Annotated in this window: 11 protein-coding genes; all 11 read left to right on the plus strand. The window is 58.2% G+C overall.

Translation table 11 applies throughout. From position 1 onward, the window contains the following. Window positions 1–167: 167 nt before the first annotated feature. Window positions 168–731, plus strand: a complete 564-nt coding sequence (locus DFP98_RS13230; RefSeq protein ID WP_116061075.1) for an outer spore coat protein CotE — start codon at window positions 168–170, stop codon at window positions 729–731. A gap of 189 nt (window positions 732–920) precedes the next feature. After that, complete coding sequence (locus DFP98_RS13235) at window positions 921–2,444, plus strand: putative amidoligase domain-containing protein (RefSeq protein WP_116061076.1); 1,524 nt, start codon at window positions 921–923, stop codon at window positions 2,442–2,444. Window positions 2,445–2,760: 316 nt separating this feature from the next. Then, the gene (mutS, locus tag DFP98_RS13240; RefSeq protein WP_116061077.1) at window positions 2,761–5,436 is read left to right on the plus strand and encodes a DNA mismatch repair protein MutS; all 2,676 of its coding nucleotides are present in this window, start codon (window positions 2,761–2,763) and stop codon (window positions 5,434–5,436) included. Further along, entirely contained in the window at window positions 5,433–6,860 is a 1,428-nt protein-coding gene (locus DFP98_RS13245; RefSeq protein WP_181917665.1) for a S41 family peptidase, read from the plus strand. Before mutS ends, DFP98_RS13245 begins: the two co-directional genes overlap by 4 nt. 40 nt (window positions 6,861–6,900) lie before the next feature. After that, window positions 6,901–8,958, plus strand: a complete 2,058-nt coding sequence (gene mutL, locus DFP98_RS13250) for a DNA mismatch repair endonuclease MutL (RefSeq protein WP_116061079.1) — start codon at window positions 6,901–6,903, stop codon at window positions 8,956–8,958. Continuing rightward, window positions 8,955–9,746, plus strand: a complete 792-nt coding sequence (locus DFP98_RS13255; protein WP_116061080.1) for a class I SAM-dependent methyltransferase — start codon at window positions 8,955–8,957, stop codon at window positions 9,744–9,746. Before mutL ends, DFP98_RS13255 begins: the two co-directional genes overlap by 4 nt. Further along, complete coding sequence (miaA, locus tag DFP98_RS13260) at window positions 9,721–10,713, plus strand: tRNA (adenosine(37)-N6)-dimethylallyltransferase MiaA (RefSeq protein ID WP_181917666.1); 993 nt, start codon at window positions 9,721–9,723, stop codon at window positions 10,711–10,713. The genes DFP98_RS13255 and miaA overlap by 26 nt, the downstream gene beginning before the upstream one ends. Before the next feature lie 29 nt (window positions 10,714–10,742). Then, window positions 10,743–10,985, plus strand: coding sequence for an RNA chaperone Hfq (hfq, locus tag DFP98_RS13265; protein ID WP_094042585.1), 243 nt, complete (start codon window positions 10,743–10,745; stop codon window positions 10,983–10,985). A 343-nt stretch (window positions 10,986–11,328) separates the two neighbouring features. Beyond that, on the plus strand, window positions 11,329–13,851 hold the full coding sequence (locus tag DFP98_RS13270) for a transglycosylase domain-containing protein (protein ID WP_116061081.1): 2,523 nt from the start codon (window positions 11,329–11,331) through the stop codon (window positions 13,849–13,851). Between the two features lie 220 nt (window positions 13,852–14,071). Further along, window positions 14,072–14,632 carry a ribonuclease FAU-1 family protein gene (locus DFP98_RS13275; RefSeq protein WP_116061082.1) on the plus strand — a complete coding sequence of 187 codons (561 nt, stop codon included), beginning with the start codon at window positions 14,072–14,074 and terminating at the stop codon, window positions 14,630–14,632. Window positions 14,633–14,667: 35 nt separating this feature from the next. Next, complete coding sequence (locus DFP98_RS13280) at window positions 14,668–15,300, plus strand: YdcF family protein (RefSeq protein WP_181917667.1); 633 nt, start codon at window positions 14,668–14,670, stop codon at window positions 15,298–15,300. Window positions 15,301–15,351 lie beyond the last annotated feature (51 nt).

Below are 15,351 nucleotides of genomic sequence, written 5' to 3' on the forward strand. Positions count from 1 at the left end.
ATTCATTTTTCATATGAATGAGAAAAAACGGAAGTCAATTTCCGCCCATGCGATCATACAATGAAACGAATAAGTTCAAGTCGGTGCATGGATACATTTTTGTCACTCTAGACGAATGTCCTGCATAGACTTTAAGTGACTTGATCGTATGGAGGAGGTCTATCGAAATGGCTATTGCGGATAAACGGCTGCAGCGCAGGGAAATCATCACGAAGGCAGTTTGCGGCAAAGGCCGTAAGTTCTCGACGATTACCCACACCGTAACGCCGCCGCACCACCCGACCAGCATACTGGGCGCGTGGATCATCAACCACCAGTATGAGGCGGTGAAATCGGGGAACGGAATCGAAGTCATCGGGTCTTACGATATCAACATCTGGTACTCGTACAGCAAAAACTCGCAAACCGACGTAGCGAAAGAGACGATCTCCTACGTGGAACACGTTCCTTTGTCTTACGTCGACCCGAGGCACCGCACTTCCACCGAAGAGGTTTCCGCGGACGCAACGCAGGAGCCCAACTGTGTGGAAGCGACGGTCAGCTCTAACGGGTCTTCCGTCCTGATCCGCGTCGAACGGGAATTCGCCGTGGAAATGGTAGCGGAGACGAAGGTATACGTCATCGTCGATCCGATCGGGGGAGACGACGACGGCAAAGACGTCGAATTCGGCGTGGGCGAGGATGCGGATTACGAAGACCTTGATTCCGATCTTCTGGAAGACGATTTGTGATCGGTTCGGTCATCGGCCGGTACTTAAGTCTATGCGGACGCAGATCAAAAGTCGAGGGCGGATGCCCTGTCGGATCAACGGGATAAGCCTGATTGCAGCAGGGGCAAACATGGGGAAGGGTCATTCGGCTTCGGCGTTTACGCGCCGCCTGCGGGACGGCCCTTCCCGTGTTTGAATGGAGGGAGCCGGATGGCGCACGGAGCCGGAACGTTGAAAATGTGGATTGCCGGCGGCGCCGGGGCGAATGGGTGGAAGGAGCTCGCTCGCGAAGCGGGTATTCCTCTGCTGCGGACGCCGGAGGAGGCTGGGCCGAACGATTGCGTCGTCTTGACGGGGAAATGGACGGGAAAGCGACTAGATGGGATAGGCGGGAAGTTGGAGGAAGTGGCGGCGGGTTATCCCGTTTGGTCAGGAGAATCGGGGGGGACGAAGCCGTTCGGAAAATCGGCCGCTTTGCCGCTATCCCCTTGGCTCATGAACGCGGCGGCAACCCGGCTGGCGGAACTGGATGGCCGGGAGCTGGAAAGACGGCTGCGTCGCGAAGGCATATCCGCGCGGATCGGGGAGAAAGGCAGTATGACGCTGACCGTATCCGTATGGGGCTTCCATGCGCTTGAAATGCGCAGAGACTTCGCCGGCGACAGCATGGGATATGGAAGGAATCGGCTGCAGGACGCAACCCGGAAAATGACAATTGCCCAAGAGCACGCGTTCTGGAAACCCGCTGAAAAAATGGCCGTTCGGGCGGTCTATGCACTTGGGCTCGATTTTGGACAAGTTGAGCTTAGAGTAAGCGACCAGGGCAGGCTCGCCGTCATCGCTGTTGATCCCCGGCTGACGCTGCATACGCTTGAAGCGAAGCAGAGATGGCGGGAGGCGGTGGAAATCTTCTCTGCCGGCTGGAGAGCCGAGACTGCATCGGCAACGAGCGTACGGGCGATGCTTGGGGCGGACCCGGAGTTTGTGCTGCTATCGAGCGCCGGTCGGGTCGTGCCGGCCTCTCGCTATTTTCCGTATGGGGGAGAAGCGGGGTGCGACTCTATTCGCGTGCGCGGCGAGAAAATATGGCCGCTTGTAGAGCTGCGGCCGCGCCCGTGCCCAGAGCCGGCGCAGCTGACGGCTGAGCTGCATAGCTTGCTGAGGGAGGCGGCCGGGCGCACCGCCGGCGCCGGCTTGTCGTGGCGCGCCGGGGCTTTGCCCGTGCGAGGCTTGCCGCTGGGCGGGCACGTCCATTTAAGCGGGGCGGCTTTGCACGGCGAGCGGCTGCGCGCGCTCGACAATGCCGTTGCGCTGCCGCTTCGATTGCTGGAGCCGCCGGGAGCGGGAAGCCGCCGCCCGCGCTACGGCGCGCTCGGCGATGTGAGGCGACAGCCTCATGGCGGCTTTGAGTATCGGACGCCGCCAAGCTGGCTCGTATCGCCGCGACTCACGCTTGGCGTATTCTCGTTGGCGAAGATGGCTGCCGAGCATTCGCGAGAATTGGCGGCTTGCGGTCGTCCTCTGGACGAGGAACAGGTGCGCGAGGCATTTTATACAGGGGATCGGGATACTCTGCTGCCCGCCGTTAGACGTGTGTATGAGGCGATTGCCGGGACCGCGGGTTACGAGGCGTATCGCGAATCGGTCGATTTTGTCTTTGACGCGATCGAACGGGGAAAAAGCTGGAACGAAGGGGCCGATATCCGCGTGAAATGGCATATTCCTGTGCGCTGACGAGAGATCGACGAGACGTGCGAGAATGCGAGCTAGTTGCGGATGAGGGCAAGCGCGTTGCAGTTGTTGCGGATGGAATATAGAGCTGCGACTATCAAATTTTGACGGGGATAGGCGGTACTTGTGGCGCAACTCCGGAAAAGCGACTCTATTAATAAGCCCCTTAGTAGACTGCGACTATTAAGCATGTATGGCAACTTATCGGCATTAAGCCGGATTTTAGCCGAGTGGTTCCCCCGGGGTGTCCCGGTCCGTCTCGATTTGATATAATGAGATATTGAACTTTGCACTGCTGCAAAATATCGGGAGGAAGACCATGGCTGGATATACCCCCATGATGGAGCAATATTTGTCGGTAAAAGCGACGGCGAAAGATGCTTTGCTGTTTTTCCGTTTGGGCGATTTCTATGAAATGTTTTTCGAGGACGCGATCACGGCGTCGAGAGAGTTGGAGATTACGCTGACTGGGCGGGGCGCGGGCATGGAGGAGCGGGTTCCGATGTGCGGAGTTCCGCACCATTCAGCCGAAGGATACATAGCTAGATTGGTAGAGAAGGGCTATAAAGTCGCCGTGTGCGAGCAAGTCGAAGATCCGGCCAGCACGAAGGGCGTCGTACGGCGCGAGATCGTCCGCATCGTGACGCCGGGAACGGTGATGGATGCGAAGCTGGTCGGCGACGCATCCAATAACTTTATTGTCGGAACGGCGTCGCAAGGCGGTCGTATCGGCATTGCGGCGTGCGACTTGACGACCGGGGAGCTTTATTTGACCTCGTTCGGTCAGTCGTCGGAGGCGATCAACAATGTGCTGAACGTATACCGTCCGTCGGAAGCGGTCGGCGACGAGGCGGCGATCGCGGCCATTCGCGAGACGCTGCATCCGGCCGGCCGCGTTTTGTCGACGACGGTGCGCGAGGACGCCGGAACGGACAAGCTGGCCGAGCAATTTCCGGAGGAGCGATGGGACGCGCACGAATCGGTGCGTCAGCTTGCGGTGTCGCGTCTTGTCTCGTATTTGGAGGAGACGCAGAAGAGGTCGCTTGCGCATCTGCGCACCGTTAAAGCTTACGACACGGAAGCTTATATGTCCTTGGACGCGTTTACGCGGCGCAACCTCGAGCTAACGGAGACGATACGCGACCGTTCCCGCAAGGGTTCGCTGCTCGGGCTGCTTGATCGCACCCGCACGGCGATGGGCGCGCGCCTGCTGAAGCGCTGGATCGACCAGCCGCTGCTCAGTCGCGAGGAGACCGAGCGCAGGCTGGATGCGGTCGAAGCGCTTAACAAGGACTGGATCAAGCGCAAGGAGCTGCGCGACGAACTGGGCGAAGTGTACGATCTGGAGAGACTGGCCGGAAGAATCGCTTACGGAACGGCCAATGCGCGCGACCTGAACGCGCTAAAAAATTCGCTCAGACGCATTCCCGCCGTCCAGGAGCTATGCGAGAGCCTCGGCGCGTTTCCGCTTGATTCTCTTGCGCAAGGGATGGACGCTTGCGAAGATATCGCGGATGCGATTGAGGCGGCGATCGCGGAAGAGCCTCCGACCACGATTAAAGACGGCGGCATTATCCGTTCGGGCTATAGCGAGAAGCTGGACGAGCTGAGAGAGGCGAGCCAGAACGGCAAGCAATGGATTGCCGAGCTGGAACGCCGCGAGCGCGAGGCGACGGGCATCAAGTCGCTCAAGATCGGCTTCAACAAAGTGTTCGGCTATTACCTGGAGGTGACTCGGGCGAATCTTGCCAGCTTGCCTGAGGGTCGCTATGAAAGAAAGCAGACGTTGGCCAACGCCGAGCGGTTCGTCACGCCGGAGCTGAAGGAGAAGGAAGCGCTCATTCTGGAAGCGGAGGATCGAATGTTCGATCTCGAATACGAGACGTTCATCGCCCTGCGCGATCAGATCGCCGGGCAGATGTCGCGGCTGCAGCGTCTGGCGGAAAGCGTCGCTGCGCTCGACGTGCTGCAGTCGTTCGCCGAGGCGAGTGCAGAACGACGCTATACGCGGCCAGGCTGGACCGACGGCGCAGGCTACGACCTGTTAATTGAAGAAGGGCGCCACCCGGTCGTGGAGTCGGTGAACGAGAACGGCGTGTTCATCGCCAACGAAACCTCGCTTACGGAAGACGGAGGCTCGATCCTGCTGATCACCGGGCCGAATATGGCCGGGAAGAGCACGTACATGCGTCAGGTGGCGATGATCTGTCTGATGGCCCAGATCGGCTGCTTCGTTCCGGCGCGCCGGGCGGTGCTGCCGTTTGTCGACCGGATATTCACCCGGATCGGCGCGGCCGACGATCTGGTCGGCGGTCAGAGTACCTTTATGGTGGAAATGAAGGATATTCAGATTATGACCGAGCAGGCGACTTCCCGCAGTCTGATTATCATCGACGAGCTGGGACGCGGCACCTCGACGGACGAAGGAATGGCGATCGCTCAGGCGGTCATCGAATACGTGCATCATCATATCGGCTGCAAGGCGCTGGTCTCGACCCATTTTCACGAGCTGGCTCATCTCGAATCGTCCTTGAGCGGCCTTCGCAACGGCTGTATGGCAGTCAGAGAAAGCGCGGACGGGGTCACGTTCCTGCGCAAGCTCGTACCGGGCGCAGCCGACTCCAGCTACGGCATCTACTGCGCGGAGCTTGCCGGATTGCCGGAGACCATCGTCTCCCGCGCGTATTCGCTCCTGAATGATCGGGATACGGCGCCAGTCGCTGTCGCGCAGATGAAGTCGGAACCGATTAGCCCGCAAGCCCAAACGGTCAGAGAGACAGCGGCGACCGGCGTAGAGTCGTCCCCGCAGTCGATCATGCAGCTCAGCCTGTTCGCCGAAGAAGCGCCCCCAGCCAAGGCGGCAAAGTCGACTTCGGCCGACAAGGTACTGGACAAGCTCAGGAAGCTCGACGTGATGAGAATGACGCCGATGCAGGCGTTGGAATGGCTGAACGATGCAAGAAACCAATTAACGGAGAGCGGGGGCGCGTCATGAATTTGAATTGGGTCAGAAAAATCAAGCACTCTGTCGTACTGCTGCTTACGTTCTCGTTATTTTTCGTTTATATTCCTGCGGCGCTGGGCGCAACCGCTCAGCAGACTGAGGAAGTAAGAGAGCTTCTCGAACAATATCATTTGAAGAATCCCCAGGATACGGATCTCGCGAACAAGGAAATCGACGAAATGGTCGATTCGTTGAACGATCCGTATACGGAGTATTTCGACGATGACGAGTGGTCGGCCTACAGCTCCGAGCTGGAGCAGACTTTCGTCGGCATCGGCATCGTCATGAGAGAAGACAAAGGCGGCGTTTACGTAGAAGATGTCATCGCGGAGAGTCCGGCTTCGTCGGTCGGCATACTGGCGGGAGATCTTCTCGTCAGCGCGGACGGCAAATCGTTCAAAGGAAAATCGATGGCCGACATTCAGAAGGAAATTCGCGGCGAAGAAGGAACGTCCGTAGCGCTAACCGTGTCTCGCAGCGGCAAATCGCTGAAATTCAAAATTACGCGCAAGTCTGTGCATGTGCCGGTCGTTTCGACGAAAATGCTTGATCAGGGAATCGGCTACTTGGCGCTCTCCAGCTTTACTTCCGAGGCGGGCAAAGAGGTGAAGCGAGAGCTGGAGAAGCTCGAGAAGAACGGCCTCTCTTCCCTTGTGCTGGATTTGCGCAATAACGGCGGCGGCTACGTCGTCGCCGCGCAGGAAATCGCCGGGCTGTTCGTCGAAAAGGGCGTGCTGGCGCACATGAGAGATCGTACCGGACATGACGAGCCGCTGTCCATCTCCGGAACGAAGAGGCCTTACGAGGTCGTCATCCTCGTCAACGGCAATACGGCGAGCGCGTCGGAATTGCTGTCGGGCGCGCTGCGGGATTACGGAGTCGCGCAGCTGGTCGGCGCTAAAACCTACGGTAAAGGCGTCGTGCAATCGCTGATGCCGCTAAGCAGCGGAGGCGTGTTGAAAGTGACGATTCAAGAATATTACACCCCGAAGGGGAAAAAGGTGGACCAAGTCGGCCTGGCGCCGGACTTGGCGCTGAGCGGAGCCGCCGAGCAGCTGATCGGCGCTTTCCGTCTCGCGGGCGGCAAGAAATTGGCCGCAAGCTGGCAGAATGGCATTCTGACGGTTAATGGCATACGCATGTCGCAGCCGGATGCCGCGCGGAAAGAACAGAACCTGTGGTACGTCAACTTGAAGCTGGGCGCCGAAATCGCGGGAGCCAAGCTGTCGTACGATGCCAAGAATCGCACCTATACGCTGGCAAAAGGAAATCAGAAGGAGACGATCAAGCAAGGCGATTCCCGCATCCTAATCAAGGACGGGCGCACGAGTCTCGATGTTCGTCTGCTGGCGAAATGGTTCAAAGGCGTTACGTTCTCGACATCCGGAGATACGTTGAAGCTCGGCTCGCGATAATTAAACGAGTTATGAGGAATAAGGAAGGGGGGAGAAAGAGATGGGAATCATACGCCCGCTTGACGAGCATTTGGCGAACCAGATTGCCGCGGGAGAGGTCGTTGAACGTCCGGCTTCCGTTCTGAAGGAGCTGATCGAGAACGCCGTCGACGCCGGGGCCAGTCGAATCGACGTATCCGCGGAAGAGGGCGGTCTGCAGTTGCTTAGAGTGGCGGACAACGGCGCCGGCATACAGCCGGACGATATGCTGACCGCTTTCCAGCGACATGCGACAAGCAAAATATCGACGGATAAAGATCTGTTCCAGATCGCGACGCTCGGGTTTCGCGGCGAAGCGCTGCCGAGTATCGCGGCGGTGGCCAAAGTGAAATGCGTCAGCGCGACGGACGACAGCGGGCTCGGCAGCCTGCTTGAGATCGAAGCCGGAACGGTGACAACCAATCGCGAGACGAATGCGCCCAAAGGCACGGAGATGGTCGTCAAGGAAATCTTCTACAATACGCCTGCGCGGCTGAAATATATGAAGACGATCCAGACCGAGCTGGGCCACTTGTCCGATATCGTTTATCGGCAGGCGCTGGCGAGGCCGGACATCGCGTTTACTTTTTCGCACAACGGCAACGTGCTGCTGCGAACGCCGGGAACGGGCGATCTGCGCCAAGTCGTGGCGGCGATTTACGGAACGGCTTCGGCGAAGGCGATGATCGAGGTGCAGGATGAGAACCCGGACTATTCTCTGAACGGCCTGACCGCAATGCCGACTGAAACGAGAGCGAACCGCAATGCATTGACCGTACTTGTCAACGGTCGTTACGTCCGCAGCCAAGCGGTCGTGCAGCCGCTGCTTCAGGCATACCATACGCTGCTGCCGCTGCACCGTTATCCGCTTGCCGTGCTTAACCTGCGAATGCATCCGACGCTTGTAGACGTCAACGTCCATCCGGCCAAGCTGGAGGTGCGCTTCAGCAAAGAAGTCGAGCTGCGGGCTTTCGTAGAGGGCGCGATCAAGAAAGCGGTAGGCAAGACGGCCTACATTCCGTCGGGAACGGCCGTTCGGTCTCCGAAGACAAACTCGTGGGTACAGGAGCAGATTCGTTTTCAGCTTCCGCCGGCAACGGAGGTGGCCGATCGTGAGCAAGCGCCGCTGCCTGAACCGCCGGAGGAACCGACGCGGGAGCCACTCGGCCGACAGCAGACCGACTTCGTGAAGGAGACGGCTGCGTCCTATGAACGGAGCGAAGCTTCGCAGACATCGGCCGCGCCCTTCGAGCGGGGGGAAGCTTCGCCTGCATCGTCTTCAACCTACGATCGCCGGGATGTCTCGTCAGCAACGTTCGCATCCAGTCCGTCTCAGGCGACCGCAGTGTCGAATGCTTCCTCTCGGCCGCAGTCCGGCCAGCCGCCGGCGCGTTCGTCGCCTGCATGGCCTGCGGCGACCGGCGCTTCGGACCCGATTCCGTCCGAGGTATGGAAGAGCGCGTTCGCCGCGCCAGCCGTCCAGCCCGGGGTTCCGGAGTTTCCGGAGCTCGGCTGGGTCGGACAGCTGCACGGCACGTATATCGTGGCGCAAAATCCGAACGGGTTGTATTTGATCGACCAGCACGCCGCTCACGAGCGGATTAACTACGAGTATTATTACGACAAATTCGGGCGGCCGGAGGAAGCGAGCCAGGAGCTGCTGCTCCCGATGACGTTGGAGTTTGCCCCGGATGAGTGCGCCCTGCTTCGCGGACGATTGGCTGCCTTCGAGAGCGCCGGGGTATATATGGAGGATTTCGGGGGAAATACCTTTATCATAAGGGCGGTGCCTCACTGGTTCCCTTCCGGCGACGAAGCGGCGATCGTCCGCGAAATGGCGGAATGGATCATTCAGGAGAAAAGCGTCGATTTGCGCGTGCTGCGGGAGCAGGCGTCGATTATGTGTTCTTGCAAGGCGTCGATCAAGGCGAATCAGGCGCTGACGCGGGAATCGGGAGAGAAGCTGCTGCAGCGGCTGGCCGCCTGCAAGCAGCCGTACACTTGCCCGCACGGAAGGCCGATCGTCGTCAGCTTCACAACCTACGAGCTCGAAAAAATGTTTAAGCGGGTGACGTCTTGATCGTAACGACTTCGCAGCGGCCTTCCGAGGAAACGGTCGAAAGGGCCGTCCGGTTGGCCGCAGAGTTGGGCGTTGTCCGCGTTGCAAGGGAAGGTCGGACGATCCGCTCGCTGCAGACAACGACGGATGACAGAGAGGTACTGGTCGTCGGTCCGCAGGATATTCGTCTGCACGGCGAGGACGAGCAACCGTTCTATTTTCATCCGAGCATGGCGCTTGTCCGAATCAAGGGCCTGCTGGCCGGAGGTCGCGATTCGCTGCTTGAGGTATCGGGCGTCAAGCCGGGGGATACAGTGATCGACTGCACGGCGGGATTGTGCGCGGACTCGCTCGTATTCAGCTGGGCGGCGGGAGCGGCGGGCAAGGTCGTGGCGCTGGAAGCGGTGCAGACGGTGCATGTTGTCGTGCGGGAGGGACTGAAGACGTATGAGACCGGCCTTCAGGATGCCGATCAGGCGCTGCGCGCCATCGAAGCCGTGCATGCGAGCTGCGAGGAATGGCTTCCCGGGCTGCCAGACGACAGCGCGGACATCGTCTACTTCGACCCGATGTTCGAGAAGCCGGTGATCGCTTCGAGCTCGCTCGTCCCGCTGCGGACTCGCGCCTTTCACGGGCCGTTGACGCCGGAAACGGTGCGGGAGGCCAAGCGGGTCGCTCGCAGGCGAGTCGTTCTTAAAGACCATCGCGACAGCGGAAGGTTCGAACAGCTCGGCTTCCGGCTGGCCAAGTCGTCCTCGTCCGCCGTCGCTTACGGAGTGATAGATGTTGAGTCATGCAGAAGAGGATAACCGTCCGCCGCTGCTCGTGCTTGTCGGGCCGACGGCGGTGGGCAAAACCGCGCTCAGCCTGAAGCTGGCCAAAGCGTTGAACGCGGAAATTATTAGCGGCGATTCGATGCAGGTATACCGGGGAATGGATATCGGCACGGCCAAGCTGATGCCGGAGGAGATGGAGGGCGTTCCGCACCATCTCATCGACATCCGCGAGCCGGAGCATCCCTTCTCCGTATCGGAGTTCCAAAGCGTATGCGCCGATGCCATCGACGAAATTCATAGCCGCGGCCGCCTGCCGTTTATGGTTGGAGGGACCGGATTATATGTGGAATCCGTCTGCTACGGTTTTCGATTTCAGGATTTCGGAGCGGACGAGGCGTATCGGACCGAGATGAGAGCGTATGCCGCCGAGCACGGCGCGCAGGCGCTGCACGACAAGCTGGCCGCAATCGATCCGGCTACGGCAGCCAAGCTGCATCCGAACGACGAGGGACGGATCATTCGCGCGCTCGAGGTGTTCCGTCTAACGGGCAAGCCGCTTTCCGAGGCGCAGAGCCAGTCCCGCGGCGATGTCAAGCGTTCGCCCTATAAGCTGTGCCTGATCGGGTTGACGATGGACCGGGAGGAGCTTTACGGAAGAATCGACGCGAGAGTGGATCTGATGCTGGAGGCCGGACTGGTGGAGGAAGTGCGCCGATTGCTTAATGCCGGGGTGCCGAGAGGCGCCGTGTCGATGCGCGGTCTCGGCTACAAGGAGATCGCCGCTTACTTGGACGGGGAGACCTCTTACGAGGAAGCGGTGACGCTTCTTAAGCGGGATACGCGGCATTTTGCCAAGCGGCAGCTAAGCTGGTTTCGCCATATGCAGGGGCTCGAATGGGTGGATGTAAGCGACGCTGCAAAAAACAGCGCCCTTTTCGAAAGTATATGTGCTATAATAGCAGGAAAGTTTCAGATTGATATTGAATATAATTGTTCATAAATATTAGTGGCGATGGGGGTTTACGGCCAATGAACAAGTCCATTAACATCCAGGATACCTTTCTCAATCAACTTCGCAAAGACAGCATTCCGGTCACTGTTTATTTGACCAACGGGTTTCAAATTCGCGGCATCGTTCGCGCGTTTGACAACTTCACCATCGTGATCGACAGCGAGGGACGCCAACAAATGGTGTATAAGCATGCGATCAGCACGTTTATGCCGCAGCGCAACGTCTCTCTCATGCAGCAGGACAGCGGGACGGATAACTGACCCGCCGTCTTCACGGCAGCGGTCAAGTGAAACTTTTCCCCAGCCATATGCGTCTAAGAGAATAGGCCGGCACATGAGCAACCCGCTAACCGGGTTGTTCTTTCTTTGTAGTGCGCGTTCAAAAAGTTCGATTTTCAGCACCGAGAAGGTTGAATGAAGACCGGGTATGAGGAGCGGAGCGTAGTGGAAGCTACGTGAGCACCGGAAGAACCGGCTGAGTTCAAGATTCGATGTCGAGTCTACTTCCTGGGATGCTTCGTGATCAAAAGCGGACTTTTTGAACAACCTCTAATAGGCTGGGTAAATTAGAGACAGAGAGATACGGATAGAAGGGGAGACACAGATGAACCAACCGACAGTTCCAAGCCGATCGAGCAGCGCGGAGAGAAGCGGCAAGAGCGGCAGCAAGGGAAAAGGCAACGGGAATGGCGCAGGAAAGCGCCCGCGCAAGGGCAAGAAGAAGCTTGCGCTCGTGTGGCTGTTCTTCATCGTATTGATAGCAATCGTATGCGCGGTCGTCGGTTATTTGCTCGTTATTTTGAACGGGGAACGTATTCTTAACGCCAATATCAACAAATTGAATCTGGATAAAGCTTCGATTGTCGTAGACCGCAATGGCACCGAGGTTGCCAAGCTGTACAATGCCGAAGGCAATCGGGAGTTCGCGCCGATCTCGACCATTCCGAAGGTCGTGCAGGATGCGTTCGTCGCAACCGAGGACAAGCGCTTCTACGAACACAACGGCGTCGATCTGCTCGGCATCGGCCGCGCGCTCGTCAAGGACGTCATCGCCCGCAGCGCGGTTGAGGGCGCCAGTACGATTACCCAGCAGCTCGCCAAAAACCTGTTCCTGAACGCGGACAAGACGATTTTCCGTAAAGGCACGGAAGCTTCCATCGCGCTCGCGCTTGAGCAGAAAATGACGAAGCCGGAAATTTTGGAGCTGTATTTGAACCGGATTTATTTCGGAAAAGGCCAATACGGCGTCAAAACGGCGGCGAAGTACTATTTTGACGTGGACGATCTGGAGGAACTGGAGCTGTGGCAGATTGCGACGCTGGCCGGCATGCCGAAGGCGCCGAACACGTACAACCCGATCCGCAACCCGGAGAAGTCGATGGAACGGCGCTCGGTCGTGCTGAAGCTGATGTACGATCAAGGGCTGATTACGGAGAAGGAAAAGGAAGCCGCGGCGAAAGAAGTATACAAGCCATCCAAGGCGAGCCAGGTAGATGACAAATACTTGGCATTCCTCGATTACGTGCTCGACGAGGCGCAGGAGAAAACGAACCTGACCGAGGAAGAGCTGCGCAGCGCCGGTTATATCATTACGACAACGCTGGATACGAAAGCGCAGACGATCGCAGAGAAGGAGTTCGCCAACGCCGAACGATTCGAGAAAAGCGTGGACGAGCAGATCGTTCAGGGCGCGATGGTCATTATGAACCAGCATGACGGATCGCTTGTGGCGATGGTCGGCGGCCGAGACTACAAAGCGCAGGGCTGGAACCGCGCAGTGAAGCAGAGACAGCCCGGTTCGTCGTTTAAGCCGATCATCGACTACGGACCGGCGCTTGAAACCGGCAACTACTTCCCGTGGTCGACCGTTCAGGACGTGAAGCAGTGCTTCGGGGACTACTGCCCTTCGAACTCCAATCGCAACCAGTATCTGGGCGCTATCCCGATGAGCCAGGCGATTAAGGAATCGCGCAACGTTTCGGCGGTCTGGCTGCTGAACGAAATCGGCATCGGCAAAGGATTGGAATTCGCCAACAGGCTCGGTATCGAGCTTGGCAAAGAAGACCGCAACCTATCGATCGCGCTTGGCGGTCTGACGCACGGCGTCACTCCGCTCCAAATGGCGAGAGCTTACTCGGCGTTCGCGAACGGCGGCAAGCTTTACGAGCCGCATAGCGTCCTCAAAATCGAGGACGTCAACGGCAAATCGATCTACGAATTCAACGAGAAGCCCGAGCAGGTCATGAAAGAGACAACCGCGCATTATGTGACGGAGCTGCTTTCGGGCGTCGTTCAGAAAGGCGGAACCGGCACGCGGGCTGCCATCAGCGGTCGCACCGTGGTCGGGAAGACGGGTACGACGCAAGCGGGTATTCCGAACCTGAGAACGAGCAAAAACCGCGATGTCTGGTTCGTCGGGTATACGCCGGAGCTGACGGCGTCCGTCTGGTTCGGCTACGATAAGACGGACAAGGATCATCTGCTCGACGGCAGCAGCGGTCAGGCCGCTTCGATGTTCTCCGCGGTCATGTCCAAGGTGCTGGAAGGCTACAAGAAGAAGAGCTTCCCCGTGCCTTCGGGCGTGCAGGAGGAAGAGGAGCAGAAGCTGGACGCCGTAAGCGGTTTGATGGTCTCGTACTCTCCGGAGACGGTCAGCGTCGATCTGCTCTGGACCGCGGTGCCGGGGGAAGAAATTACGTACCGCATCTACCGGAAGGAAGCTGCCGAGCAGGAATTCAAGATGATGGCCGAAGTCGAAGGGACGACGTACGACGATATGGCTCTGCTGCCGGATCAGACGTACACGTATTACGTGACGGCATATCAAGCGTCGAAGTCGCTTGAGAGCGAGCCGTCCGAGCAGCAGACGATTACGGTGACTTCCGGCATGGAGACTACGCCTCCGACCGGAGAGGAAGGCGAGGAGACGATTCCTCCGGTGGAGACGGGCGAACCGACCGAAACGACGGAGCCGCCGATCGAGGTGCCGGGAGAATCGCCATCGCAGACCCCGACGCCTTCGGAGGGAGTTCCGCCGCCGGAGACGAGCGAAAGTCCGAGTCCGGACATTCCGGTCACCGAAGGCGATGACGGAACCGTTCCGCTGGTTGGCACTTTCCCTCAATAAGCTTGATACGCAAGGACGATCTCGGCTGCATGATGCCGGAATCGTCCTTGTTTCATGTGCGCCCGATCGGATCTGCAGGGGGAAAACTGGTTCGTAAAGGCAACTTGTGGTAAGCTTTTTATATGTAGAGTTGTCTTAAGGCAACGCGAGTAGGACTTTAACGACACTGTGTGAGCATACTAGGCTTACAAATGTTGAACGGACGGAAAGGAAAGTCGTGATGAAGCGTAAATTTTCGGATCGGGCCAACTGGCGGCGGATTTTAAAGAAAAGCTATGCATGCGTACCCATGGATGAGCCTCAGTTCAGAGGTTTCGTAACGCTGTACCGGATTCACGAGCTGCGCGACCCTCTGTGGAAGGAGTACAACGGGAAAAGAATGTGTTTGGCGGATCGCGGATATTTATGGATGCAGCATTTTCCTAAAGGAGAGCATTTCGTCGTGACGACGATGTTCGACGATCAGGGCCAAGTCGTACAGTGGTACATCGACATCTGCAAAATTCAAGGGTTAACCGATCAGCAGGTTCCATGGTTCGACGATCTGTTTTTGGACATTGTGGTGCTTCCGACGGGGGAGAAGCTGCTGCTGGACGAAGACGAGCTGGAAGAGGCGCTGGAGGAAGGGGAGATCACGCCCCGCGATTCCGCTATGGCGCGCAAGACGGCGGCTCGGTTGATGGATTTGATCAAGCAAAATAAATTTCCGTATTTCGACTTGAGCTTACAGCATCGCCGAATGCTGCTAAACAAGCTGGGCTGGGATAAGAGCCCGATATGACGCTCGGTCGGCAGGGAGAAGGGAGGTCGTCGGGCATGGAGACAGCCTTCGAACCCGTTAAACGCGGCAAGTGGAAAAAGAGAGTGCTGCGGCTGTTGGCGCTTGGAGCGGCAGCACTGCTCCTCTGGTGTCTGACGATTTACGTGATTGTCGTTCGGTTCGACGGCATTCCCGGAGAGGGCAAACCGACTCCTTCGGACGTCGGCATAGTGCTTGGCGCAAGGCTTTGGAACGACGAGGCAAGTCCCGGGCTGAAGGAACGGCTCGATCTCGCTTTGGAGCTGTATGAGGAAGGCGCGTTCGCCAGAATCATCGTTACCGGAGGATTGGATGCCGGCGGTGCGACGATTACCGAAGCGGAAGGGATGCGCAACTATCTTACGGCCAAAGGCGTGCCCGAATCGGCCGTACTAATGGATACGCTGTCCCGAAGCACATATGAGAATTTGCTGTTCGCAAAGGACATTATGGAGAGCAATGGCTGGAACTCCGCAATTGTCATCACGCACAGCTATCACGGCTCAAGGGCGGCGGACATTGCGCGGAAGGTGGGCATTTCCCCGTTGCAAGTCAGCGTTACGGATTCCGAAGTGCTGAATGTGCCGTATCATCAAGCGAGAGAGGTGCTGGCCTACACGAAGTGGCTTGGCACGAAGCTGTTCCTATGACTAGGGATCGGACGAACGGAATACATTGGTATTGCGGCTAATCGTCGACTC

Origin of the sequence: Cohnella phaseoli, assembly GCF_003386235.1 — a bacterium.
Lineage (GTDB): Bacteria > Bacillota > Bacilli > Paenibacillales > Paenibacillaceae > Cohnella > Cohnella phaseoli.

Bases quoted from the DNA above. Each gene is read 5' to 3' on its own strand.
- DFP98_RS13280 (WP_181917667.1), top strand. From the start codon at position 14,668: ATGGAGACAGCCTTCGAACCCGTTAAACGCGGCAAGTGGAAAAAGAGA.
- DFP98_RS13235 (WP_116061076.1), top strand. From the start codon at position 921: ATGGCGCACGGAGCCGGAACGTTGAAAATGTGGATTGCCGGCGGCGCC.
- mutL (WP_116061079.1), top strand. From the start codon at position 6,901: ATGGGAATCATACGCCCGCTTGACGAGCATTTGGCGAACCAGATTGCC.
- DFP98_RS13245 (WP_181917665.1), top strand. From the start codon at position 5,433: ATGAATTTGAATTGGGTCAGAAAAATCAAGCACTCTGTCGTACTGCTG.
- DFP98_RS13275 (WP_116061082.1), top strand. From the start codon at position 14,072: ATGAAGCGTAAATTTTCGGATCGGGCCAACTGGCGGCGGATTTTAAAG.
- miaA (WP_181917666.1), top strand. From the start codon at position 9,721: ATGTTGAGTCATGCAGAAGAGGATAACCGTCCGCCGCTGCTCGTGCTT.
- mutS (WP_116061077.1), top strand. From the start codon at position 2,761: ATGGCTGGATATACCCCCATGATGGAGCAATATTTGTCGGTAAAAGCG.
- hfq (WP_094042585.1), top strand. From the start codon at position 10,743: ATGAACAAGTCCATTAACATCCAGGATACCTTTCTCAATCAACTTCGC.
- DFP98_RS13230 (WP_116061075.1), top strand. From the start codon at position 168: ATGGCTATTGCGGATAAACGGCTGCAGCGCAGGGAAATCATCACGAAG.
- DFP98_RS13270 (WP_116061081.1), top strand. From the start codon at position 11,329: ATGAACCAACCGACAGTTCCAAGCCGATCGAGCAGCGCGGAGAGAAGC.